Consider the following 21,079-nt stretch of genomic DNA (forward strand, 5'->3'; position numbering starts at 1 on the left):
TCCGTTAACGTCCTGACCGGAGGCCGCTTTCCAGTTTGAAGAGGGTCGAACCTATGAGCTTTGTTAAGGAATTCCGTGATTTCGCCGTCAAGGGCAACATGATCGATCTCGCCATCGGCGTGATCATCGGTGCGGCCTTCGGTGCCATCGTCTCTTCCATTGTCGACGATATCTTCATGCCGCTGCTCGGCATCATCATCGGCGGCGTCGACTTCTCCGGCATCGTGCTGACCGTCGGCGAGGCACGGGTCAATATCGGCCTCTTCATCAATGCCGTGGTGAAATTCGCCATCATCGCCTTCGTGCTCTTCCTCGTGGTCAAGGCCATCAACAGCCTCAAGCGCGAAGCGGCCCAGGAGCCGGTCGAAACCACGCCCGCTCCGAGCAAGGAAGAAGTCCTGCTCACCGAAATCCGCGACGCCCTGCGCGCCAACCCCCGCGTTTGACGCGAACAAAAGCCGGCTTGCAGAAGCCGGCTTTTTCGTGCCTATGATCTAGGAATAATATCTGTTGACGATTTGCACATAGGCAAATATACCTAACAAGTGCGTAGTGACACGTAAGCATTCTCTCTATCGGACGGCATGACCACTTAGAGCAAACTACCGGGGTGAGTGGGACGGAGGGTGGCGGAGTGTTTGCTTCGCTGCCATGCGGCTCCGGCCCAAGGGTAATGCGAACCTTGCCAAAGGGGCTTTGGGCACGATGAGCGACGACACCTATTATCATTCATTTCTCAACCGGGACCGTGTGATCCACATCGTGGATGACGATCCCGCCATCTGCGAGGGGCTGAGCGTACTGTTCCGCCTCGAAGGCTTTCAGACCATGTTTTCGCTCGAGGCCGGGCACTTCCTCGCCTCGCTCGAGCGGCGACGGGTCGATGTGGCGGTGGTCAATCTGGCGCTTGACCAGGAAAGCGGCCTGCCACTGCTGCGGCGCGTCAAGACGCTGCACACCGGCACGCCGGTGGTTATGCTGGCCAATTCCCCCCAGCTCGAGGCGGCCGTCACCGCCATGAAACTGGGCGCAACCGATGTGGTGCCAAAACCCATCGACAGCGAGCACCTGCTCGGCATCATCCGCGACGCCCTGCGCCGCGATGTGCATCTGGGCGCCATGCAGGGTGGTCGGCGACCCGTGGAGGTGCGGGGCTTTTCTCAATTGACCCCGCGCGAACGCGAAGTGCTCCAGCTCATCACCAATGGGCAATCCAACAAGGAAGCGGGCCGAAAACTGGGTATCTCGCCCCGCACCATCGAAGTGCACCGCGCCCGCGTCATGGAAAAGCTCGGCGCCAAGAACACGGCCGACCTCATGCGGATCGTGCTGACGAGCTGAGCGTATAAGAAAAAATTCCTTGACCATCCCCACTCGTCACCCTCGGGCTCGACCCGAGGGCTCTGCACTTGCGGCGACTTCGTTGAGAGAAGTGTCCGCGGGTCAGGCCCGAGGAAGACGTTGGGTGGCAGGGATGAGATGCGGCGAACGCTAACAGCGGTGGCGATGAAACTAAATCTGCGTCCGCGCCCGCAGCGCCTGGCTCAGCGTGCCTTCGTCGAGATAATCGAGTTCCCCGCCGATCGGCACGCCATGGGCGAGCCTCGTCACCTTGGTACCCGGCCCCAGGCGGTCGGTAATGTAATGCGCTGTCGTCTGCCCATCGACCGTGGCGTTCATCGCCAGCACGATTTCGGAATAATCCGGCGCACGCGAAATCAGCATCTCGAGATTGAGATCATCGGGGCCGACGCCGTCGAGCGGCGAAAGCACACCGCCCAGCACGTGATAGCGCACCTGGCCGGGGCTTGCCCGTTCAAGCGCCCAGAGGTCGGCCACGTCTTCAACGACGATGAGAATGCCGCTATCGCCGCGGCGCGGGTCCGAGCAGATCGAGCAGGGGCTGACGGTGTCGATATTGCCGCAGACTTCGCAGCTTTTTACCGCCACCACGGCGCGATCAAGCGCCGCCGAAAGGGGCAGCATCAGCTGCTCCTTCTTCTTGATCAGATGCAGCACAGCCCGCCGCGCCGAACGCGGCCCCAGGCCCGGCAGACGGGCCAGAAGCTGGATCAATTGCTCGATTTCAGGTCCGCCGGATGGCATGTTTTTGGGCCCCTATGCCCTCTCACCCACAATGTCATCCCCGCGAAAGCGGGGATCTCTGTTTGAGAGGGGCTTCCCGCTTTCGCGGGAATGACACCGAGATATCAGAACGGGAACTTCATGCCCGGCGGGATCGGCAGGCCGGCGGTCACTTCCGCCATCTTGCGCTGCACTTCGCTTTCGCTCTTGCCCTTGGCGTCGTTGAAGGCCGCGACGATCAGGTCTTCCAGCACTTCAATCTCGGCCGGGTTGGCGAGCGTCGGATCGATCTTCAACCCGCGCAAGTCGCCCTTGCCCGAGAGCGCGACGGTGACGAGACCGCCACCGGAACGGCCTTCAACGACCATGTCGGCAAGCTCGGCCTGCATGGCCTCCATCTTGCCTTTCATTTCGCTGGCGGCCTTCATCATGCCCATGATGTCTTTCATTCGTCGTCCTCTTCAATTGGTGCGGGGGCGATTTCGGGTGTGGCGGCCTCATCGTCCTTAACGGAGACGTTAACGACCTTGGCCCCCGGAAAGGTTTCAAGAATGGCCTTCACAAGCGGGTCCTCATGGGCCGCCGCGGTCGCCGCTTCCTTGCGCTGCTCGCGCTCCTGCCGGATGGTCAGGCCCTCGGGCGGCTTGGTCGAAACCATGACCAGCCAGCGCTGACCGGTCCAGGTCTGCAGCCGTGCCGAAAGCGTCGCGATCATGCCGGGATCGGCGCCATCGGCCAGCGCCACTTCAATGCGGCCCTGCTCGAAGGAAATCGGCCGCATCTGCGATTCGAGCGCCAGTTTCACCAGCACATCGCGCTTGGCCGTGGCCAGCGCAATGAGGTCCTTGTAGGTCGCGACCGTCGCCAGCGCCGGCTGAACGACAGCCTGCGGTCGCGTGGTGGGCATCGGCTCTGCGACAGCCTGTGGCTGCGCTGAGGCGATAGCCTGTGGCTGCGCTGAGGCGATAGCCTGCGGCTGCGCTGAGGCGATAGCTTGTGTCGCGACAGGCATCGGCGCTTCGACGCGCAACGCCGTTGCGCTGCCGCCACCGCCACCACCATTCTGTGGCAGGCGCGGGGCAGGCGAGGGCAGCGGCGCATTGGCGAGCACCTGACCCGAGAGCTTTGAAATCACCTCATCCGGGCTCGGCAGATCGGCGGCATAGGCGAGCCGGATCAGCGTCATTTCCGCCGCCTGCAGCGCATTGCCGGCGCGGCCCGTTTCCTCATTGCCCTTGAAGAGGATCTGCCAGGCCCGCGTCAGCGCCCGCATCGGCAGGCGTTGCGCCAGATCGCGGCCACGGCTCTTTTCATCCGGCGTCAGCGAGGCATCGTCGGCCGCCGCCGGCACGACTTTTATGCGCGTCACGAGATGGGTGAATTCAGCTAAGTCGGCGAGCAGTGTCTGCGGATCGGCACCGAGATCATAAAGCTCGCGCAGGGCGGCCAGCGCCTCGGCGACACGGCCACCCATCACATCTTCAAAAAGATCGATGATCCTGGCGCGATCACCGAGGCCCAGCATGGTCTTCACCGTCGCCGCCGAAACCGAACCGCCGCCATGGGCAATGGCCTGATCGAGCAGCGACAGACTATCGCGTGCGGAACCTTCGCCGGCCCGCACGATCATCGCCAGGGCATCGGGTTCAAAGCCGATACCTTCCTGGCCCAGGATCTTTTCGAGATAGGCGGTCATGATATCGGCGGGGATACGCCTGAGATCAAACCGTTGGCAGCGCGACAGGATCGTCACCGGCACCTTGCGGATTTCGGTCGTCGCGAAGATGAATTTTACGTATGGCGGCGGCTCTTCCAGCGTCTTCAGCAAGCCGTTGAAGGCCGCGGTGGAGAGCATGTGAACTTCGTCGATGACATAGACCTTGTAGGGCGCCGAAGCCGGGCCATACTTCACCGAGTCGATGATCTCGCGGATATCGTTGATGCCGGTATTGCTCGCGGCGTCCATTTCGATGACGTCGACATGGCGCCCCTCGATAATGGCGCGGCAATGCATGCCTTCTTTTTCGAGATCGAGCGTCGGGCGGCGGCCGTTTTCGTCTTCATAGTTGAAGGCACGGGCCAGGATGCGCGCCGTCGTGGTTTTGCCCACGCCGCGCACGCCGGTCATGATGAAGGCGTGGTGGATGCGGTTCTGCGCAAAGGCATTGCCCAGCGTCTGCACCATGGCGTCTTGCCCGACAAGCGTCGAGAAGTCGCGCGGGCGATATTTGCGGGCCAGCACCAGATAGGGCGTGGTCTGAGCGTCAGCCATTTTTGCCCTTTCCTGCCTGTGCCTTTGGGATTCGGCCTTGGGTCATGTTCTGACCATAGGGCAATGACGTTCGTCCCGCAAAAGCCTGCGGCTCAAATTGCCAGATACGAACAGAGAATTGAGTAGGAGGCTGGCATCGACCCGTGAGGATCTCGTTGGGGCTGCTTCCTTCCGGACCTGACCCGGTTGGCGAGGAACACGTCCGCGCCAACCTCCCGATTGGCTATATGCGAACAAATGGTGTCGAAAGCAAGGGGTCAGTCCGGTTTATGCCGCCGCGGCGGATGCACGAGGGTGACCAAAACCACCGAGATCAGCATCAGCAGATACCAGGAGCCGAGTTTTTCAAAGCTCACCATGTTCCAGCCGTTTTCCTGGCTCGGATAGATCCAGGCGCGGCTCCAGGTGCCGATGTTTTCGGCGATCCAGATGAAGAGCGCAACGAGCAGGAAAGCCAGCAACATTGGCATGGAATGGCGGAAACGAAACACGCGATAGTGCATGAAGCTGCGGCCATAGAGCAGTACGACCCCGCCAAAAAGCCACCAGCGAAAATCGTAGAAATAGTGGTGGGTGAAGAAGTTGATATAGATGCCCAAGGCCAGCAGCACCGTCAGCCAGATCGGCGGATAGCGGGTAAAGGTAATGTCGAAAATGCGCTGGATGCGGGCCATATAGGAGCCCACGCAGGCATACATGAAGCCTGAAAACAGCGGCACGCCGGCAATGCGGAAAAGCGCATCGTCGGGATAGACCCAGGAGCCGACCGCGGTCTTGAACACTTCCATGATGGTGCCGACGACATGGAAGATCAGGATGACGCGCGCTTCGTCGAGTGTTTCCAGGCGAAAGAGGATCATGCCTGCCTGAATGACCAGCGCAGCAATGAACCAGAAATCGTAGCGGTTGAGCCCGATATCGGGCCACCAGAGGCGCGTGGCGATGATCATGCCCAGCATGAGCCCGCCGAAAAGGCAGGCCCAGGCCTGCTTGAGGCCGAACACCAGGAACTCGACAAGACCGTCCGCCACGCGGCCGCGCGGCAATCGCGCGAGGACCAGATGCGCTGCCGCATCGATCCTGGCTTCCACACTCGTGAAGTGAATGGATTCCTCCCGCCCTTGCCCCGGCTCACCGCACTGGTTATGCCCAGTGCAAAGCGCCGAATTGTGGCGCGCCGGTCAAGACCGGATTCGGAACGGAGAAGCCATTTGGCCAGACGCCACCCGACCTCGCTGCGCACGTCCAAGCAGGACGTTGCCGCCGCCAAGAAAGCGCCGCAGACCGCCCAGACCGAGAACCCGGCCTATCGGCTCGCCTTTGCCGATGACGACTTCATGACCTCGGAAGACACCCGCGGCGTCCGTTTTCAGCTCGAATATCTCAAGACCGAGTTTCGCCTGCGCGAGCGCGGCATTGTCTCGACCGTCGTGCTGTTCGGCGGCGCGCGCATTCCCGAGCCGGGCAAGCCGGCCTGGGCTGCCAAGAACGAAGTGCAGAAGCGCAATCTCGAAGCCGCCTCGCGCTACTATGAAGAAGCGCGGCGCTTCGCCCAATTGGCGAGCCAGACTTCGGCCGCCAGCAACTTTACCGAATATGTGGTGGTAACCGGCGGCGGGCCGGGCGTGATGGAAGCAGGCAATCGCGGCGCTGCCGATATGGGCGCGCCCTCGATCGGGCTCAACATCGTGCTGCCGCACGAGCAGGCGCCCAATGTCTATGTGACGCCCGATCTCTCCTTCAATTTCCACTATTTTGCGACGCGCAAGATTCACTTCCTGCTGCGCGCCAAGGCGGTGGCGGTCTTCCCCGGCGGCTTTGGTACGCTGGACGAATTTTTCGAAACGCTGACGCTGATCCAGACCGGCCGCATGGACCGCATTCCGGTCGTGCTCTTCGGCAAGGAATTCTGGGACAAGGTGATCAATCTGCAGGCTCTCGCTGAAGCCGGCACCATTTCGCCGACCGATCCGGAGCTGTTCTCCATCGTCGACACCGCCGAGGAAGGCTGGGCCGTCGTCCGCGATTTTTATGATCTGCCGGAGACGGATGAGCCGGACTGGCTCGGGGGCTAGTTTTTGCGGGCTGATACCCCCACCCTCATTCCCTCCCCACAAGGGGGAGGGAGGCGCAAGCCTCAGCCGTCCCGGTTCTTCTTCGTCTCCCTCCCCCTTGTGGGGAGGGATCAAGGGTGGGGCTGGCGGCGCGCTTTAGCTCCCCGGCACAGCCAGCACGGCGCGCACGCCCGGGCCATTGTCCTCGATGCTAAAGCTGCCGCCATGGAGCCGCGCCACCGCGTTGACCAGTGCCAAGCCGAGCCCCGATCCCGGCTCGGACCGGCTCTTTTCGAGCCGCACGAAGCGCTCCAGCACGCGGCTCCGGTCGGCTTCGGCAATGCCGGGGCCATTGTCCGCAACCACGATCACGACACTACCGCCCTCGCGCTTGAGGCTCACCGAAATCTTCCCCGCGCGGCCATCCTCGGGCTTGGCATATTTCATGGCGTTTTCTAAGAGGTTCACCATGGCCTGCCCAATCAGCTCGCGATTGGCCCTGAGAGTAACGCCCTCGGCAATATCGGTCGTCACCTCGATACCCTCGTCTTCGGCGACGGGCGTATAGAGTTCGGCTACGTCCGAAACGATGGAACTGACATCGATCTCCGACAGCGCCCCCGAAGGCGCGCCGGCTTCGACGCGGGCAATCATCAAGAGCGCATTGAAAGTCTGGATCAGCTTATCGCTCTCGGCGATCACCGTCTCCAGCGCCTTTTCCTTGGTTTCCGGGCTCGCCGTATCGCGCAGCGCACCCTCGGCCTGGTTGCGCAGGCGGGTCAGCGGCGTTTTCAGGTCATGCGCCACATTGTCGGTGACTTCCTTGAGCCCCTGTAAGAGCTGCTCGATCCGGTCGAGCATGGCGTTAAGATTGCGCGCCAGCCCGTCGAATTCGTCATTGCGCTTGGTGATCGGCACGCGCTCGGACAGATTGCCCGACATGATCTTGGTGGATGTATCGCGAATGGTGTCGATGCGCTTGAGCACCCGTCGCGCCGTCACCCCGCCGGCCACGACAGAAAACAAAATAATGCCGACGACGCCGACGAGAAAACTTTGCAGGATAATGGCCGAATAGCCGCGCCGCTCGACGACGTCGCGCCCCACGACCAGCCGCATGCCATTGCCCAGTTCGATCGAGCGCACGACGGCAACGCCGGACCGTTTTGGCCGGTCCGGCATGCCGACGGCATCTTCGCCCAGGGGATCAGGCCGATCATAGTCGAAACTGTAAACACCCGGATCGATCAGCACATCGGGCGGCACGTCGCTCATATTGCCCAGCAGATATTGGCCCGCAGCATCGCCGAGGTAATAGACGCCCGGCCCCGGTTGCCCGGAAAGACGATTAAGCGCAAAGGCCAGCGCACGAATGCCCTGCGTCGCCTCGATGCGCTGGAACAGCCTGATTTCGCGGTCGATATCGTCCGATTGCTGGCGCTGGATCGTGACGCTCGACTGCCAGCCGATAAAGGCCATGAGCAGGATGGCGAAGACGACGAAGATGGCGATGAAAGTGGCTGTGAGACGGACCGTGGACGTCCGCCAGACCTGGGCGAAACGGCTCACTTTAATCCCGGATCATGTAGCCGGCGCCGCGCACCGTATGGAGCAGGGGCGTATCGTGCCCCTTGTCGATTTTCGAGCGCAGGCGCGACATGTGGACGTCGATGACATTGGTCTGGGGGTCGAAATGATAGTCCCAGACATTTTCAAGCAGCATGGTGCGCGTTACCACCTTGCCCGCATGCTTCATCAGATATTCGAGCAGGCGAAATTCGCGCGGCTGCAGCAGAATGGCTTCGCCATCGCGCTCGACCTTGCGGCTGAGCCGATCGAGCGACAGCCCGCCGACGCTGTAATTGGTCGCGGCCTCCGCCGGGCTCGACCGTCGCGCCAAGACTTCGATGCGCGCCAGGAGTTCGGTAAAGGCATAGGGTTTGGTGAGATAATCGTCGCCGCCGGCCCGCAGACCCGTCACGCGGTCGTCCACTTCGCCAAGCGCGGAGAGAATGAGCACGGGCGTATTGTCGCCCTCGGCGCGCAGGCTCTCGATGATGGAAAGACCATCGCGGCGCGGCAGCATGCGGTCAACGATCAGCACGTCATAGTCCATGCCGGAGGCCATGGCATAGCCGGTTTCGCCATCGCTGGCGTGGTGGGTCACATGGCCCGCCTCATCCAGCGCCTGGATGAGATAGCTCGCGGCTTCACGGTCATCTTCGATCAACAAAATCTTCACGCCGACGCTCCGCATATTTGAAAAGGTTCCGGGGAATTTCCCCGGAACCGGATTGGTCTCATTCGCTTCTGCTGCCCGACCCACCCCGGCCTAATGCCGGGATGACAGGCGGTGGGCGAACGAGCACGGTTTCATCACCTGGTGAAACCTTAGCCTTCTTCGCCGAGCGGCAGGCCGATGAAGCGGGCTTCGCCATTGCGGGCCACCTTCACCAGGGCCGTATGAAGACCCTTGCTCTCCACGCCCGAGATGGCGGATTCGAAGTCAGCGATCGAGGTGATCGGCTTGTTGTCGACTTCGAGCAGCACGTCGCCCACGGCAAGACCGCGCTGGGCAGCGGCGCTGTCAGCATCGACTTCCTGAACCAGCAGGCCACCCGAACCGTCACCATTGGGCACCAGCGTCATGCCCAGGCTCGACGTGCTTTCCGGAATGTCGGCCGGTGGCACCGGAGCGTCCGGGGCAGGGGCGGCTTCGGCGGTCAGCTCGGTCAGCGTCACGCTGAGCTTGGTTTCCGCGCCATCGCGCCAGATGGTCAGCTCGACGGTCGAACCGGGAGCCTTGCCGGCAACGGTGCGGCTGAGATCAAGCGCGTCATCGATCTGCTCGCCGTCGACGGCAGTGATGATGTCGCCCGACTTGACGCCGGCGTCACCTGCAGGGCCATCGGATGCCGGCTCGCGGACAATGGCGCCGCGGGCATTGGCGAGGCCAACGCTATCGGCAATGTCCTTGGTCACGTCCTGGATGGAGACGCCGAGATAGCCACGGGTCACCGAGCCGGTGTCGATCAGCTGGTCGACGATCTGCTTGACCGTGTGGGCCGGAATGGCAAAGGCGATACCGACATTGCCGCCATTGGGGGAGTAGATGGCGGTGTTGACGCCGACCACTTCGCCATTGGTGTTGAAGGCCGGGCCGCCGGAGTTACCGGTGTTCACGGCTGCGTCGATCTGCAGGAAGTCGCCATAGCTCGAGCCGCCGATATTGCGGCCGGCGCCCGAAATGACGCCCACGGTCACGGTACCGCCGAGACCGAACGGATTACCAACGGCAACCACCCAGTCGCCAACGCGGCTCGGGGTTTCTTCAAAGCTCACGAAGGGCAGGTCTTTGCCTTCGATCTTGAGCACGGCAAGGTCCGTGCGTTCGTCGGTGCCGACGACGGTGGCAACCTGTTCGGAGCCGTCTTCGAAGATCACGGTGACCTTGGTGGCGTCGGAAACGACGTGGTTATTGGTCACCACATAGCCGTCTTCGGAAATGATGAAGCCCGAACCGGCCGCCATGAATTGGCGGGGGCGAGCATCTTCGCCGCCCTGTCCGCGCGGGCCACCAGGGCCGCCGAACTGGTCGAAGAAGTCACGGAAGGGATGGCCTTCGGGAAGGTCGGGGAAGTTGAATTCGAACTCGCCACCGCGCTGCACCGTGCGGGCCGGTTCTTCGGCTTCAACCAGAATGGAAACGACTGCCGGCTTTACGGCATCCACGAGATCAGCAAAGCCCTGCTGCTGGTTCACCTGCGGCACGACGATCTGTGCCGCATTGCGCACCTGAGCATTGGCCGCCTGACCCGTCAGCACAAAGGCCGTGGATACGCCGCCGATACCCACCAGAAGCGCCAGGGCCGAAGCTCCAAGCCAACGGCGCGTACGCGAAAGAAGAGTGGGACGCATAAGGAATAGTCTCCTTCGAAAAAGCTCTCAACAGCTTGTGGCACTAGATATGGAACGGTCCGCCTTTCTGAGAAGTTGCGCCAGCATTAATGTTTCGCAATGTTGCTGGCTTCATTGCGGCAGCGCTTATCTCCCCGCCACAATCCCAGCAAAATTGGACATCTTGCAACTGTTTCGGGGAAGTCCGGCGGCTCCGCGAAGCAGCAATTTCGTTGCCGTTCGGAAAGCTTGGGGTGCACCTTCCCAACATCTATCGTCACCACCGGGCGTGTTCCGGTGGTCCATGCTCCCCGGAGATGGATTGCCGGGACAAGCCCGGCAATGACGACAAGAGGGAAAGCACCGCAACACAACGCGTCACCCTCGGGCTTGACCCGAGGGCCATGCACTTGTCGCGTCATCGTTAAGCCCTCGGGTCAAGCCCGAGGATGACGCACAGTGAGAACTCTAATTCCGGTCCCCCGGGTCCTCACCCACCAGCCGCAATGTCGGCTGCTCATCCACGCCGCCATCCCAACCAGGTGGCAAAGACTTCCCCGATTTCGCGCCCAATTCCCGCAGCATTTCCACCTGCCGCACCACATTGCCGCGTCCGGTGGAAAGCTGGTCCTTGGCCTTGGCAAAATCCTGCTGCGCCCGGTCGAGGCTGCTGCCCACCTTGTCCATGGTCCCCAAAAACCCGGCGACCTTTTCATAGAGCGCACCCGCCCGCTCGGCGATTTCTTCCGCGTTCCGATGGCGCTTCTCGATGTCCCAGACGTTCCGCACCGTCCGCAACACCGTCATCAGCGTCGTCGGCGTCGTCAGCATCACGCCCTGGCTCATGCCAAATTCGAAAAGATTGGGATCGGCCTTGATCGCCGCTGAAAGCGCCCCTTCGATCGGCACGAACATCATCACATAGTCCAGACTCGACTTGGCGTGGCGATGATAGCTCTTGTCCCCGAGCGTTTTCACATGGGTGCGGATCGAGATCACATGCGCCTGCAAGAACTGCTCGCGCACATCATCCTCGGCATTGGTATAGGCCTCAAACGCAGTCAGCGAGACTTTCGAGTCGATCACCAGCCGATCGTCATTGGGCATCAGCACCTCGACGTCGGTACGCAACCGCGCCCCGTCCTCGCCCGAATGGCTCGTCTGCGTGAGATACTGTTCTCCCTCGCGCAGCCCCGAGCGTTCGAGAATAGTGGCAAGGATCATCTCGCCCCAGGCGCCCTGCGTCTGCGACGACCCTTTTAGCGCCCGCGTCAGGTTTTGAGCCTCGGTGGTAATGGTCAGATTGCTTTCCGCCAGCGCCCGGATCTGTTCGCCCATGGTCGCCCGGTCGCGCAACATGCCGCCCTGAAACTCGACGATTTTCTCGTGCAGCGGCTTTAGGAGCATGTCGACCTGCTCCCGGTTCTGCTTGGAAAACGTCTCGCCGTGACTCTTGAGCACGTCGCCGGCAATGGCCTTGAACTCGTCGGTCATCTGCTGCCGCGCTTCAAGAAAACGCTTCATATTGGCTTCGTTCTGCCGCGCCTGCTCATCGAGCCGCGTCCGCATCGCGGCCAGTTCCGCCGTCAGCTCGCTGTTCTTTTCCCGCTCATTGTCGATCAGCTCGCCCGCCCGCTCGCGTTCGCGCACAAGGCCGAGATCGAGGTCGCGAATGCGCATGTCGCGCTGGGCGATCTGTTCGAGAAAGCTCGCCTTGAGACCTTCGCTGGCTTCCCGCGCGACCTCGTCGGCCCGCTGCGCGTTGGCGCGCGCCGAGCCGACGAGTAGAAAAACGCCTGTTGCCAGCAGCACCACGATGCCGACAACAAGCGCAAGCCCCAGGGTCACCGGCAGGTCGCCGATCACAAACAGAATAGTGTCGAGTTCACTCATGGGTGCACTCTACCCGATTCTTCTGTTCTTAAAATGTTCTATTCTGCGCAGTGCGCAGACGAGCTCCGCAGTTGACCGCAGGGCGACAAAACTCCATATCACTGGCAAATCCAGATATTGCCGGACCTTTGCCATGGCCATCCGCCCTATTCTCATCATTCCCGACGCGCGCCTGCGTGCAGTTGCCGATCACATCGTCGAGGTCGACGAGGAGATCAAGACGCTGGCCAAGGACATGCTCGACACCATGTATGACGCCCCGGGCATTGGCCTTGCTGCGCCCCAGATCGGGGTGATGAAGCGCATCGTCGTCATGGATCTGGCCGGCGAGAACGAGCCGGCCGCTCCGCTCGTCATGATCAATCCCGAAATCACCAAGTTCGGCGACGAGATCCAGGTGACCGAAGAAGGGTGCCTGTCGATCCCCGAGCTCTATTATGAAGTCGAGCGCCCTTCCACGGTCACGGTGAAGTACACCGATCTTGACGGCCAGGAAGTCACCAAGGACGCCGACGGCAAGCTCGCCGTCTGCATCCAGCACGAATTGGATCACCTCGATGGCGTGCTCTACATCGACTATCTCAGCCGCCTGAAGCGCGACCGCGTCATCAAGAAGTTCGACAAGCAAGCCAAATTGGCTGCGCGCTAAGAGCCCAAGCCTCGCGCCTGCGTGGGGCATCTGCCCAGGAGTAAAGCCAATGCGCGTCGTCTTCATGGGCACGCCCGAATTTTCCGTGCCGACGCTGACCGAGATCGTCGCCTCCGGCCACGAAGTCCTCGCTGTCTATACCCGCGCGCCAAAACCGGCCGGTCGCGGCCAGGCCGAGCGCAAGAGCCCTGTGCATGAAGCGGCCGAAAATTTCGGCATCCCCGTTTTCACGCCCAAAAGCCTCCGCAACGAAGCCGAACAGCTTCAGTTCGCCTCCCTCGGCGCTGACGTGGCTGTGGTCGTCGCCTATGGCCTGATCCTGCCCAATCCGATCCTCGACGCCCCCACCGAAGGCTGCCTCAATCTTCACGGCTCGCTGCTCCCCCGCTGGCGCGGCGCTGCGCCCATGCAGCGTGCCATCATGGCCGGCGACAAGCAGACGGGCATCGTGGTGATGAACATGGACGAAGGCCTCGATACCGGCGCCATGGGACCCACGGAAATCATCCCCATCGGTCCCGACATGACTGCCGGTGAATTGCACGACCAGATGATGCGCCTCGGCGCCGATCTGATGGGCCGCGCCCTCGCCGCGCTCGAACGCGGCAGCCTCGATTTCACGCCCCAGCCCGAAGAGGGCGTCACCTATGCGGCAAAAATCGAGAAGGCCGAGGCGAAACTCGATTTTTCCAAAAGTGCCGAAGAGGTGCACAACACCATTCGCGGCCTCTCGCCCTTCCCCGGCGCCTGGTTCGAACTCGACCTCGCCGGCAAGCCGACCCGCATCAAAGCCCTGCGCTCCACTCTCGCATCAGGCAATGCCGCCCCAGGCACGCTGATCGGCCCAGACCTCACCATTGCTTGTGGGAGTGGCGCCGTCCGCCTCACCCAGGTGCAGCGCGAAGGCAAGGGCGCCATGGATGCCGCAACCTTCCTCCGCGGGGCAGGGGTCTTGCCCACGACCGTCGTCGGCTGATGCCACGCTATCGCATCACCCTCGAATATGACGGCACGCCCTTCTGCGGCTGGCAGCGCCAGGCCGATCGGATGAGCGTGCAGCAAGCCCTCGAAGAAGCCATCTTCCGCTTCTCGGGCGAGACGGTGTCTACCCAAGCCTCCGGCCGCACCGATGCCGGCGTCCACGCCCTCGGCCAGGTCGTCCACTTCGACCTCTCGACCGACCGCGACCCGTTTCGCGTGCGCGAAGCGCTGAACTATCACCTGCGCCCGAACCCCGCCGCGGTCATCGACTGCGAAATCGTCCCCGAGACCTTCGAAGCCCGCTTCTCGGCCCTCGCCCGCCACTACGAATATCGCATCCTCAATCGCCGCGCCCCCGCCGCACTGGAACGCCATCAGGTCTGGCACGTCCCCATGCCGCTCGATGCCGATGTCATGCACGAAGCCGCGCAAAAAATCCTCGGCCGCCACGATTTCACGACCTTCCGCTCGTCCGAATGTCAGGCCAATTCGCCCATCCGCACCCTCGACCATTTTGCCGTGCGTCGCGAACTCGACCACGTGATCGTCACCGCCAGCGCCCGCAGCTTCCTCCACCATCAGGTGCGCTCCATGGTCGGCTCGCTCAAACTCGTCGGCGAAGGCAAATGGACCCCGGCCGATTTCCGCGCCGTGCTCGATGCAGCCGACCGCAGCCGCTGCGGCGCCATGGCGCCATCAGCGGGTCTGTACTTCGTAAAAGTCGACTATTAGGTCAGCGGCGGGGCCGGCAGGAACAGGGCAACAATGCCCAGGGCCAGAAACACGCCCACTGCCTGCGATACGAACAAGAGCCCGATCTGCAGCGGCGCCAGCGTCACAATAAAGCGGCCAATATTGATAAAAGTCAGCAGCGCCACAATGGCAATGCCAAGCAGCAGCACGATGCCCACTTCCCCGAACAGGGTCGAGACCAGCAGCAGTACCGCCGAAACCAGCGTCACCCAATTGCTGGCAACGAGATAGGGAATAAAACCATCCTGCCGGCCCATTTGCCGCAGCACGATGGCGGCCATGCCCGCCTGCGCCACGAACAGCACGGCGTTGACGATGACCGATTGCGTTGCTGTGCCCGGTGGCAGGTTAATGCCGAACAGCACCGGCCCGAAGCCGGCCAGCATCACGGCGACAACCGCCGCGATCAGGCTGCCGACCAGGCCGCGCTGGGAAAAGTCGAAATAGGCCGAAGCATCGCGCTTGCCGGTGATCAGGGCAACGCAGCCTCGGATGGCGCTCGCGGCTTCTTCGAAAAAGGGAGAATTAGGCTGGGCCAAGGGCGTGGGTCTCGTCTCAGGGTGTGGGCGCGGCCACGGGGCCAAGCACCATGTAGAGCGTCACTGGCATACCGACAAGCAGCACCATGGTCAAAACCGCAAATGCCGCACTGACGCCGATATTCCACCCGCCAGCCCGCCAACCCAGTTGAAACAGCAGAAAGGCAAGACCAACCCAGAGCAGGATCAGCACCGGCCCGGCGACCAGCGACAGAACAGTGCCCATGACGAGATAGGCGATCAGCGCATAAATCCCCGGTACAAGCAGGGTCATTACCCGCACCTCGCCCGGCACCATTTTTCTGGTGACATGGATGCCAATCAGCAGCGCCGCGATGGAAAGGCTCTGCACCAGAATGGCGATGATGAGACCCATCAGGCTTGGCATGCCGACATTGGCCGAAGCCAACGCAATCGAGAGCAGCGCAAAAAACAGAAACAGCACCAGCGCCGTCGTCAGCCCGGCCGCCGAAATCGAAAAGTGCCTGATCCAGTCAGCCTCGCCGCGAACCAGGGCGATCCATCCGGCCAGCGCTTCCTTGAGGGCTGCCCAGATCTTCATTCGGCGCCGTCCGCGAAAAACCGGCCCATAAAGCTTTCATAGATCGCCGTCAGCCCGACGAGATCGGTAATGGCGATATGCTCATCGGCCTTGTGCATGGAGGGGCCGACGAGCCCACATTCCACCACCGGCCCATATTGTGCGATAAAGCGCGCATCCGACGTGCCGCCGCCGGTCGAATATTCAGGCCGCCGCCCCGTCACATCCTCGATGGCGTCCGAAAGCGTGTCGATATCCCCGCTGAGCGGCGACAGGAACGAGCGCGACGGCACGCCGGCAATCTCGAAAATCACCTCGGTGCCACGGGCATCAACCGATGCGATCCGCGCTTTCACCCATTCCGCCAAAGTGTCCGGGGTCCAGGTGTCATTGTAGCGGATATTGAATTTCAGCACCCCGGCACCGGGAATGACATTGCTTGTCGGATTGCCGACATCCACCGTTGTCACTTCGAGATTGCTGGCCGGAAAATGCTCCGTGCCGTCGTCGAGCCGCGTCGTGCTCAGCGCCGTCAGCACGGCCGCCAGCACCGGCAGCGGATTATTGGCCTTGTGCGGATAGGCGACATGCCCCTGCACGCCTTTCACCGTCACCACGCCCGAAAACGACCCGCGCCGCCCGATCTTGATGCTGTCGCCCAAGAACTCGGCCGAACTCGGCTCGCCCACGAGGGCAAAGTCGAACTGGTGGCCATTGGCTTCCATCCAGCGCACCAGCTTTTCCGTGCCATTGATGGCGTCGGCCTCTTCGTCATTGGTAATGGCCAGCTGGATCGTGCCCGCCTCGGTCGGGATGGCCGAACACGCCGCAACAAACGCTGCCACGCCCGATTTCATATCGGCCGCACCGCGCCCAAAAAGCTTGTCGCCTTCAACTCGCGGCACGAAGGGATCGCTCGTCCACTGCGCGCGATCGCCCGGGGGCACCACATCGGTATGCCCGGCAAAGAGCAGTTTCTTGCCACTGGTACCGCGCGTCGCAAAGAGATTGTCGACGGGATAAGACCCGTCACCATCGAACCGCAGATGCGTCACGGCAAAGCCGATCGCTTCCAGCTCCTTGGCCAAAAGGTCCAGCGCCCCGGCCGCCTCCGGCGTCACCGAGGGGCAGGCAATGAGGCGTTCGAGCAGATTCTGCGGGTCGATGGTCAACGAAATAGTCCCAAAAGTTCAGGCAGCGGCGCCGACGGGGTCGGAACCATAGGAATTGGAGCCCGTAGTGCCCTTGAGAAAACCGAGCTGCACGAGCATGTAGATGGCGAAAACGCCGAAGATAAGATTGAGAATGCTCAGCCAGAACGCCGGCTGCGGCACCAATACGCCACCCCCGATATCGGTCCAGGTAAGGCCGATGCCGGTTGCGGTAAGCAGGTTGAGCAGCACGCTGCCCCCGAGCAGGATTTTCAGGTCCATGCCCTCATTGTCCCGATCATGGCGACGCTTGAGCCCGAGATTGTAGCTCGGCCAGAGCAGCGCCAGATTGAGCAGCACGGCGAGCCAGCCAAAGACGACCGGATTGCCGAAGCTGATGATGCTGAAGACCAGCGTAGCAACGAGCGATATGACGATCAGTGCCACGATGCCGATCCACCATTGCTGGCGGCCGATCCGGCCTTCAGACGTGGTCAATAGTGCAATGATTTTATCCATGACTTCCCCCACAGAGAGCCGGAATCATTCCGGCGCAGAGCGAAGATTAGGATGCCGGCGCGGCGAGAGCCAGCGCCGGTTATTATGCCGGACGAACCCTTGTTGGGCCTAGTCGCGCAGCAATTCGTTGATGCCGGTCTTCGAGCGCGTCTGTGCGTCGACGGTTTTCACGATCACAGCGCAATAAAGGTTCGGGCCCGGCGTGCCATCAGGCAGCGGCTTGCCCGGCAGCGAACCGGAAACGACGACCGAATAGGGCGGCACCTTGCCCATATGCACTTCGCCTGTGGCGCGGTTGATGATTTTCGTCGACGACCCGATGAATACGCCCATCGAAATCACCGAGCCTTCGCCCACGATGACGCCTTCGACGACTTCCGAACGCGCGCCGACAAAGCAATTGTCTTCGATGATGGTCGGATTGGCCTGCAGCGGCTCGAGCACGCCGCCAATGCCGACGCCACCCGAAAGGTGCACGTTCTTGCCGATCTGGGCACACGAACCAACGGTCGCCCAGGTGTCGACCATGGTGTTTTCATCAACATAGGCGCCAAGATTCACAAAGCTCGGCATCAGGATAACGCCCTTGCCGATAAACGCCGACTGGCGCACCACAGCGCCCGGCACCGAACGGAAACCGGCAGCGCGATACTGGTTCTCGCTCCAGCCCTGGAACTTGCTCGGCACCTTGTCGAACCAGTTTGCCCCGCCCGGCGCGCCTTCGATGAGCACATTGTCATTGAGACGGAAGGACAGCAGCACGGCCTTCTTCAGCCACTGATTGACCTGCCAGTCGCCATTCACCTTCTCGGCTACGCGCGCCTGCCCGCTATCGAGCAGGTTCAGCGCCGTTTCCACTGCATCGCGCACTTCGCCTTTGGTCGAGAAGTTGATCTCGGCCCGGTTTTCAAAGGCGGTTTCGATGATGGTGGAAAGCTGGGCGTTCGACATGACGGCTCCTACGGAAATGCTGGCGCGGACCATAGCGGGGACAAGCGGAGTGTCAACGAAATCTCTGCCGATCAGCCGCTCTCTCTCCCCCCACCCCCACCGTGTCATTCCCGCGAAAGCGGGAATCTCTGTTGTGCACGAAGATGAGATTCCCGCTTTCGCGGGAATGACGTCGTGAGGGCTAAAGTTTTGGCGACACGATCTCTTTCCACGTATCCAAAAACCGCTGCCGCCGTAGCGTATCGAGCGCCACCAGCAGGCTCGGCCCCAGCGGAATGGCCTGGATCACCCCGCGCCCCCGCGCCGCAATCGCCTCGCTCGTCCAGTCCCCGCTCGATCCCGGCACCACCGACCCCAGCGCCGTACCGCCCGCCGCAATGGCCTGTCCCTCAGGCGAGAGCGCAAAGTCCACAAAAGCCCGCGCCAGATCGACCTCTTTCGCCTCCCGCGGAATGAGCATCGAGCGCGTCAGCACCAGCACATAATCGTCCGGCACGACGATCTCGATATTGGCCCCCTCCGCCTGCCGCGCAAAGGCATAAGACCCCAGCACATTGTACCCGAGCGCCAGCGACCCATCGGCAACGCCATTCAAGATCGCCGGGCTCGAACCCGAAAACTGCGCCCCAACCCGCCCGAACGCCGTCGCCAGCCGCCAGAAGGTCGACGAAATCGTCTGGTCCTGCGCCGCCAGCAGATACCCAACCCCCGACAGCGCAATGTCATAGGTCGCGATCTGCCCGCGGAATTTTTCCGTTTCCGTCTCCAGCAGCTCCGCCAGTTTCAGATGCGTCCGCGGCACATCCGCGAGCGCAATCCGGTCGGGATTATAAATGATCACCGCCGGCTCGAAGGTGAAGCCAAACACCTCATTGCGCCAATGCGCCCAATCCGGCAGGTCGCCCAGATAGGGGCTGTCATAGGCCAGCGCGTGCCCGTCATTGGCGAGCTTCAATTGCAGGTCCGAAGCCGACGAAATCAGCAGGTCCGGCGCCACCGGCAAGGTGCCATCCAGAAACTGCCGAAACAGCGGCAGCGAATCCATCTCTTCATAGATGACAGTCACCTCCGGCCGCTCCGCCTGAAAGCCCGCGACGAAGGCCCCGAACACTTTCGTGTCCGTCACCCCCACAATGGTGAGCGTTGCCTCGCTCGATCCATCGGGCGCCGGATACAGCGTCGATTGTGCCTCGGCCTCTCCCGGCACCAGCAAGAGCGCAGCCAGCGCCACGCCGGCAATGGCCACCAGCCCCGCCCGCCGCGACACCCGCGTCAACGGCAGCGCCACTTCCACAACCAATCCGCCCCCAGTGCGATCACCAAACCGCAAGCGCCCGCCATGCGCCTCGGCCACCCGCGCCACGATGGAAAGCCCCAGCCCCGAGCCCACCGTGCCCGCGCTCGCCTTGCCGCGCTTGAAGCGTTCGAGCACGCTCGCCTTCTCCTCGTCATCCATCCCCGGCCCACGATCCTCCACGGTGACAACAAGCGCGTCCGCTGATATCGCCGCCCCGATCTCCACCGGCCCCTCGGAATAGACCAATCCATTGTCGATCAGGTTGCGCATCATTTCGCGCAAAGCCACGCGATCCCCGCGCACCTGCACCGCCCGCGCCGCGTCCGAAGCATCGAGCGAAACCCGTTCCAACTGCTCGCCATCGAGCCGCTGGCACACTTCCTCAATGATCCCCCACAGCGCCACCATCTCGCTGTCCTGCACCTCAAGGCGATGCGAAATCGTGGCGTCCATAAGAAGCTGGCTCACCAACTGGCTCGCCTGCACTGCGCCTGTGTGAATGCGCCCAACCCGTACCCGCATGGCTTCGAGGTCCTGCTCATCCATCGCCACTTCCGCCTGTGCACGGAGCGAAGCCAGCGGCGTCCGCACCTCATGTGCAGCTTCCGCCACGAGCCCGCTCACCCGCTCCATGGCCTTGTGCAGCCGCCCCATGAACCCATTGAGCGCCGCCACCAGATGCCCCACTTCCACCGGCACCGGCACGCTGACCGGCGACAGATCATCCGGCGGCCGCGCCGCCAATTCATGCTCCAGCTCGGTCAGCGGCGCGAACATGCGCGAAATGCCGAACCAGACGAGCCCCACGGCCAAGAGCGTCAGCGCAATCACCGGCACGATGGCATTGGACAAAATTTCATTGGAGAGCGCCTCGCGCTGGTTCTGCGTTTCTGCGACATGGATCGTCACCCATCCCGTATCGCTCGCCGTCGAAATCAGCCGCCCGATCGAAGCCACGCGCACCACTTCATCGTGGTACAAAATATCGGCAAAGCGCGGCTCCGCCGAAGTGGTTTCGTCCATCTGCGCCGCGAGGTCTTCATAGCCCGTCACCGTCCGCCCATCCGGCCCTTCGACGGCATAGAAAACGCGGTCTTGTCCCGAAAACATGGCAAAGGCGGCAAAGGGCAATTCGACGATGACCGTCTCATCCTCGACCTGCACCGCTCCGCCAATCGTCAGCGCGGAAGCCGCGAGCAACCGGTCAAAAGCCCGATCCGCCGCCCGCTCGGCATAGTCGCGAATGAAGACGATGAGCACCACGGAGGCCGCGAGCAGCAGCACCGTCGCCAGCGCAAGGATGCGCCGACGGATGGAGAAGGACTTTTTAGTGGGCACTGACATTGTCGCGCCCCCGGTCTGCACCCTCCCCTTGACGGGGAGGGTTGGGGAGGGGTGCCGGCACGCTCAGCTCTCGTGGCTCCCGCACCCCCTCCCAACCTCCCCCGTCAAGGGGGAGGTGCGGGGCCGGTGATGGGGAGTAGATCGGGCATCCAA

19 protein-coding genes, 1 other RNA gene and 1 pseudogene are annotated in these 21,079 nt (G+C 62.3%); 6 read left to right on the forward strand and 15 right to left on the reverse strand.

The features are described from left to right. Positions 1-53: 53 nt before the first annotated feature. On the forward strand, positions 54-446 hold the full coding sequence (gene mscL / locus NVV77_RS21585; protein ID WP_295416795.1) for a large-conductance mechanosensitive channel protein MscL: 393 nt from the start codon (positions 54-56) through the stop codon (positions 444-446). A gap of 259 nt (positions 447-705) precedes the next feature. Then, complete coding sequence (locus NVV77_RS21590) at positions 706-1,341, forward strand: LuxR C-terminal-related transcriptional regulator (RefSeq protein ID WP_295416798.1); 636 nt, start codon at positions 706-708, stop codon at positions 1,339-1,341. 171 nt (positions 1,342-1,512) lie between these two features. Here NVV77_RS21590 and recR read toward each other — a convergent pair whose 3' ends face one another. From recR to NVV77_RS21615, 5 genes and pseudogenes are all read right to left on the reverse strand, one after another. Beyond that, a complete protein-coding gene (recR, locus tag NVV77_RS21595; protein ID WP_295416801.1) occupies positions 1,513-2,106 on the reverse strand; it encodes a recombination mediator RecR in 594 nt (197 codons plus the stop codon). A gap of 104 nt (positions 2,107-2,210) precedes the next feature. Next, positions 2,211-2,534 carry a YbaB/EbfC family nucleoid-associated protein gene (locus tag NVV77_RS21600; protein WP_295416804.1) on the reverse strand — a complete coding sequence of 108 codons (324 nt, stop codon included), beginning with the start codon at positions 2,532-2,534 and terminating at the stop codon, positions 2,211-2,213. Next, positions 2,531-4,375, reverse strand: a pseudogene (locus NVV77_RS21605) (DNA polymerase III subunit gamma/tau); the annotation flags it as partial. The pseudogene NVV77_RS21605 and the gene NVV77_RS21600, both read right to left, overlap by 4 nt. Before the next feature lie 103 nt (positions 4,376-4,478). Beyond that, positions 4,479-4,574: signal recognition particle sRNA small type (ffs, locus tag NVV77_RS21610), an RNA gene on the reverse strand. A gap of 40 nt (positions 4,575-4,614) precedes the next feature. After that, entirely contained in the window at positions 4,615-5,448 is an 834-nt protein-coding gene (locus NVV77_RS21615; protein ID WP_295416806.1) for a DUF817 domain-containing protein, read from the reverse strand. A gap of 120 nt (positions 5,449-5,568) precedes the next feature. Between NVV77_RS21615 and NVV77_RS21620 the strand changes: the two genes are divergently transcribed. Continuing rightward, entirely contained in the window at positions 5,569-6,432 is an 864-nt protein-coding gene (locus NVV77_RS21620; protein WP_295416809.1) for an LOG family protein, read from the forward strand. 135 nt (positions 6,433-6,567) lie between these two features. Here NVV77_RS21620 and NVV77_RS21625 read toward each other — a convergent pair whose 3' ends face one another. The 4 genes from NVV77_RS21625 to NVV77_RS21640 form a co-directional block, all read right to left on the reverse strand. Continuing rightward, positions 6,568-7,980, reverse strand: a complete 1,413-nt coding sequence (locus tag NVV77_RS21625; protein WP_295416812.1) for a HAMP domain-containing sensor histidine kinase — start codon at positions 7,978-7,980, stop codon at positions 6,568-6,570. Position 7,981: 1 nt separating this feature from the next. Further along, positions 7,982-8,653: a response regulator transcription factor gene (locus NVV77_RS21630; RefSeq protein ID WP_295416815.1), complete on the reverse strand. Its 672-nt coding sequence runs from the start codon at positions 8,651-8,653 to the stop codon at positions 7,982-7,984. A 149-nt stretch (positions 8,654-8,802) separates the two neighbouring features. After that, the gene (locus NVV77_RS21635) at positions 8,803-10,329 is read right to left on the reverse strand and encodes a Do family serine endopeptidase (protein ID WP_295416817.1); all 1,527 of its coding nucleotides are present in this window, start codon (positions 10,327-10,329) and stop codon (positions 8,803-8,805) included. A gap of 447 nt (positions 10,330-10,776) precedes the next feature. Next, positions 10,777-12,201, reverse strand: coding sequence for a DNA recombination protein RmuC (locus tag NVV77_RS21640; protein ID WP_295416819.1), 1,425 nt, complete (start codon positions 12,199-12,201; stop codon positions 10,777-10,779). A gap of 133 nt (positions 12,202-12,334) precedes the next feature. Between NVV77_RS21640 and def the strand changes: the two genes are divergently transcribed. The 3 genes from def to truA are packed head-to-tail and all read left to right on the forward strand — an operon-like array spanning position 12,335 to position 14,563. Beyond that, complete coding sequence (gene def, locus NVV77_RS21645; RefSeq protein ID WP_295416822.1) at positions 12,335-12,850, forward strand: peptide deformylase; 516 nt, start codon at positions 12,335-12,337, stop codon at positions 12,848-12,850. A 49-nt stretch (positions 12,851-12,899) separates the two neighbouring features. After that, positions 12,900-13,826 (forward strand): methionyl-tRNA formyltransferase, encoded by a 927-nt coding sequence (gene fmt, locus NVV77_RS21650; protein WP_295416824.1) that lies wholly within the window; start codon positions 12,900-12,902, stop codon positions 13,824-13,826. Continuing rightward, positions 13,826-14,563: a tRNA pseudouridine(38-40) synthase TruA gene (gene truA, locus NVV77_RS21655; protein ID WP_295416827.1), complete on the forward strand. Its 738-nt coding sequence runs from the start codon at positions 13,826-13,828 to the stop codon at positions 14,561-14,563. Before fmt ends, truA begins: the two co-directional genes overlap by 1 nt. On the opposite strand, the gene NVV77_RS21660 is transcribed toward truA, so the two are convergent. The 6 genes from NVV77_RS21660 to NVV77_RS21685 form a co-directional block, all read right to left on the reverse strand. Beyond that, complete coding sequence (locus tag NVV77_RS21660; RefSeq protein ID WP_295416829.1) at positions 14,560-15,123, reverse strand: hypothetical protein; 564 nt, start codon at positions 15,121-15,123, stop codon at positions 14,560-14,562. The genes truA and NVV77_RS21660 overlap by 4 nt on opposite strands. Before the next feature lie 16 nt (positions 15,124-15,139). Continuing rightward, entirely contained in the window at positions 15,140-15,685 is a 546-nt protein-coding gene (locus NVV77_RS21665; RefSeq protein ID WP_295416830.1) for a hypothetical protein, read from the reverse strand. Then, positions 15,682-16,836, reverse strand: a complete 1,155-nt coding sequence (gene dapE, locus NVV77_RS21670; protein ID WP_295416833.1) for a succinyl-diaminopimelate desuccinylase — start codon at positions 16,834-16,836, stop codon at positions 15,682-15,684. Before dapE ends, NVV77_RS21665 begins: the two co-directional genes overlap by 4 nt. 18 nt (positions 16,837-16,854) lie before the next feature. Next, entirely contained in the window at positions 16,855-17,334 is a 480-nt protein-coding gene (locus tag NVV77_RS21675; RefSeq protein WP_295416835.1) for a DUF805 domain-containing protein, read from the reverse strand. Between the two features lie 108 nt (positions 17,335-17,442). Next, the gene (gene dapD / locus NVV77_RS21680; RefSeq protein ID WP_295416838.1) at positions 17,443-18,285 is read right to left on the reverse strand and encodes a 2,3,4,5-tetrahydropyridine-2,6-dicarboxylate N-succinyltransferase; all 843 of its coding nucleotides are present in this window, start codon (positions 18,283-18,285) and stop codon (positions 17,443-17,445) included. Positions 18,286-18,466: 181 nt separating this feature from the next. Beyond that, positions 18,467-20,926, reverse strand: coding sequence for an extracellular solute-binding protein (locus tag NVV77_RS21685; RefSeq protein WP_295416841.1), 2,460 nt, complete (start codon positions 20,924-20,926; stop codon positions 18,467-18,469). Positions 20,927-21,079 lie beyond the last annotated feature (153 nt).

This window comes from Devosia sp. (assembly GCF_024707125.1).
In the GTDB taxonomy this organism is placed as follows: Bacteria; Pseudomonadota; Alphaproteobacteria; order Rhizobiales; family Devosiaceae; genus Devosia.

Coding starts and splice junctions, on each gene's coding strand:
- mscL (WP_295416795.1), top strand. CDS start 54: ATGAGCTTTGTTAAGGAATTCCGTGATTTCGCCGTCAAGGGCAACATG.
- NVV77_RS21590 (WP_295416798.1), top strand. CDS start 706: ATGAGCGACGACACCTATTATCATTCATTTCTCAACCGGGACCGTGTG.
- recR (WP_295416801.1), bottom strand. CDS start 2,106: ATGCCATCCGGCGGACCTGAAATCGAGCAATTGATCCAGCTTCTGGCC.
- NVV77_RS21600 (WP_295416804.1), bottom strand. CDS start 2,534: ATGAAAGACATCATGGGCATGATGAAGGCCGCCAGCGAAATGAAAGGC.
- NVV77_RS21635 (WP_295416817.1), bottom strand. CDS start 10,329: ATGCGTCCCACTCTTCTTTCGCGTACGCGCCGTTGGCTTGGAGCTTCG.
- NVV77_RS21640 (WP_295416819.1), bottom strand. CDS start 12,201: ATGAGTGAACTCGACACTATTCTGTTTGTGATCGGCGACCTGCCGGTG.
- def (WP_295416822.1), top strand. CDS start 12,335: ATGGCCATCCGCCCTATTCTCATCATTCCCGACGCGCGCCTGCGTGCA.
- fmt (WP_295416824.1), top strand. CDS start 12,900: ATGCGCGTCGTCTTCATGGGCACGCCCGAATTTTCCGTGCCGACGCTG.
- truA (WP_295416827.1), top strand. CDS start 13,826: ATGCCACGCTATCGCATCACCCTCGAATATGACGGCACGCCCTTCTGC.
- NVV77_RS21665 (WP_295416830.1), bottom strand. CDS start 15,685: ATGAAGATCTGGGCAGCCCTCAAGGAAGCGCTGGCCGGATGGATCGCC.
- NVV77_RS21675 (WP_295416835.1), bottom strand. CDS start 17,334: ATGGATAAAATCATTGCACTATTGACCACGTCTGAAGGCCGGATCGGC.
- dapD (WP_295416838.1), bottom strand. CDS start 18,285: ATGTCGAACGCCCAGCTTTCCACCATCATCGAAACCGCCTTTGAAAAC.
- NVV77_RS21685 (WP_295416841.1), bottom strand. CDS start 20,926: ATGTCAGTGCCCACTAAAAAGTCCTTCTCCATCCGTCGGCGCATCCTT.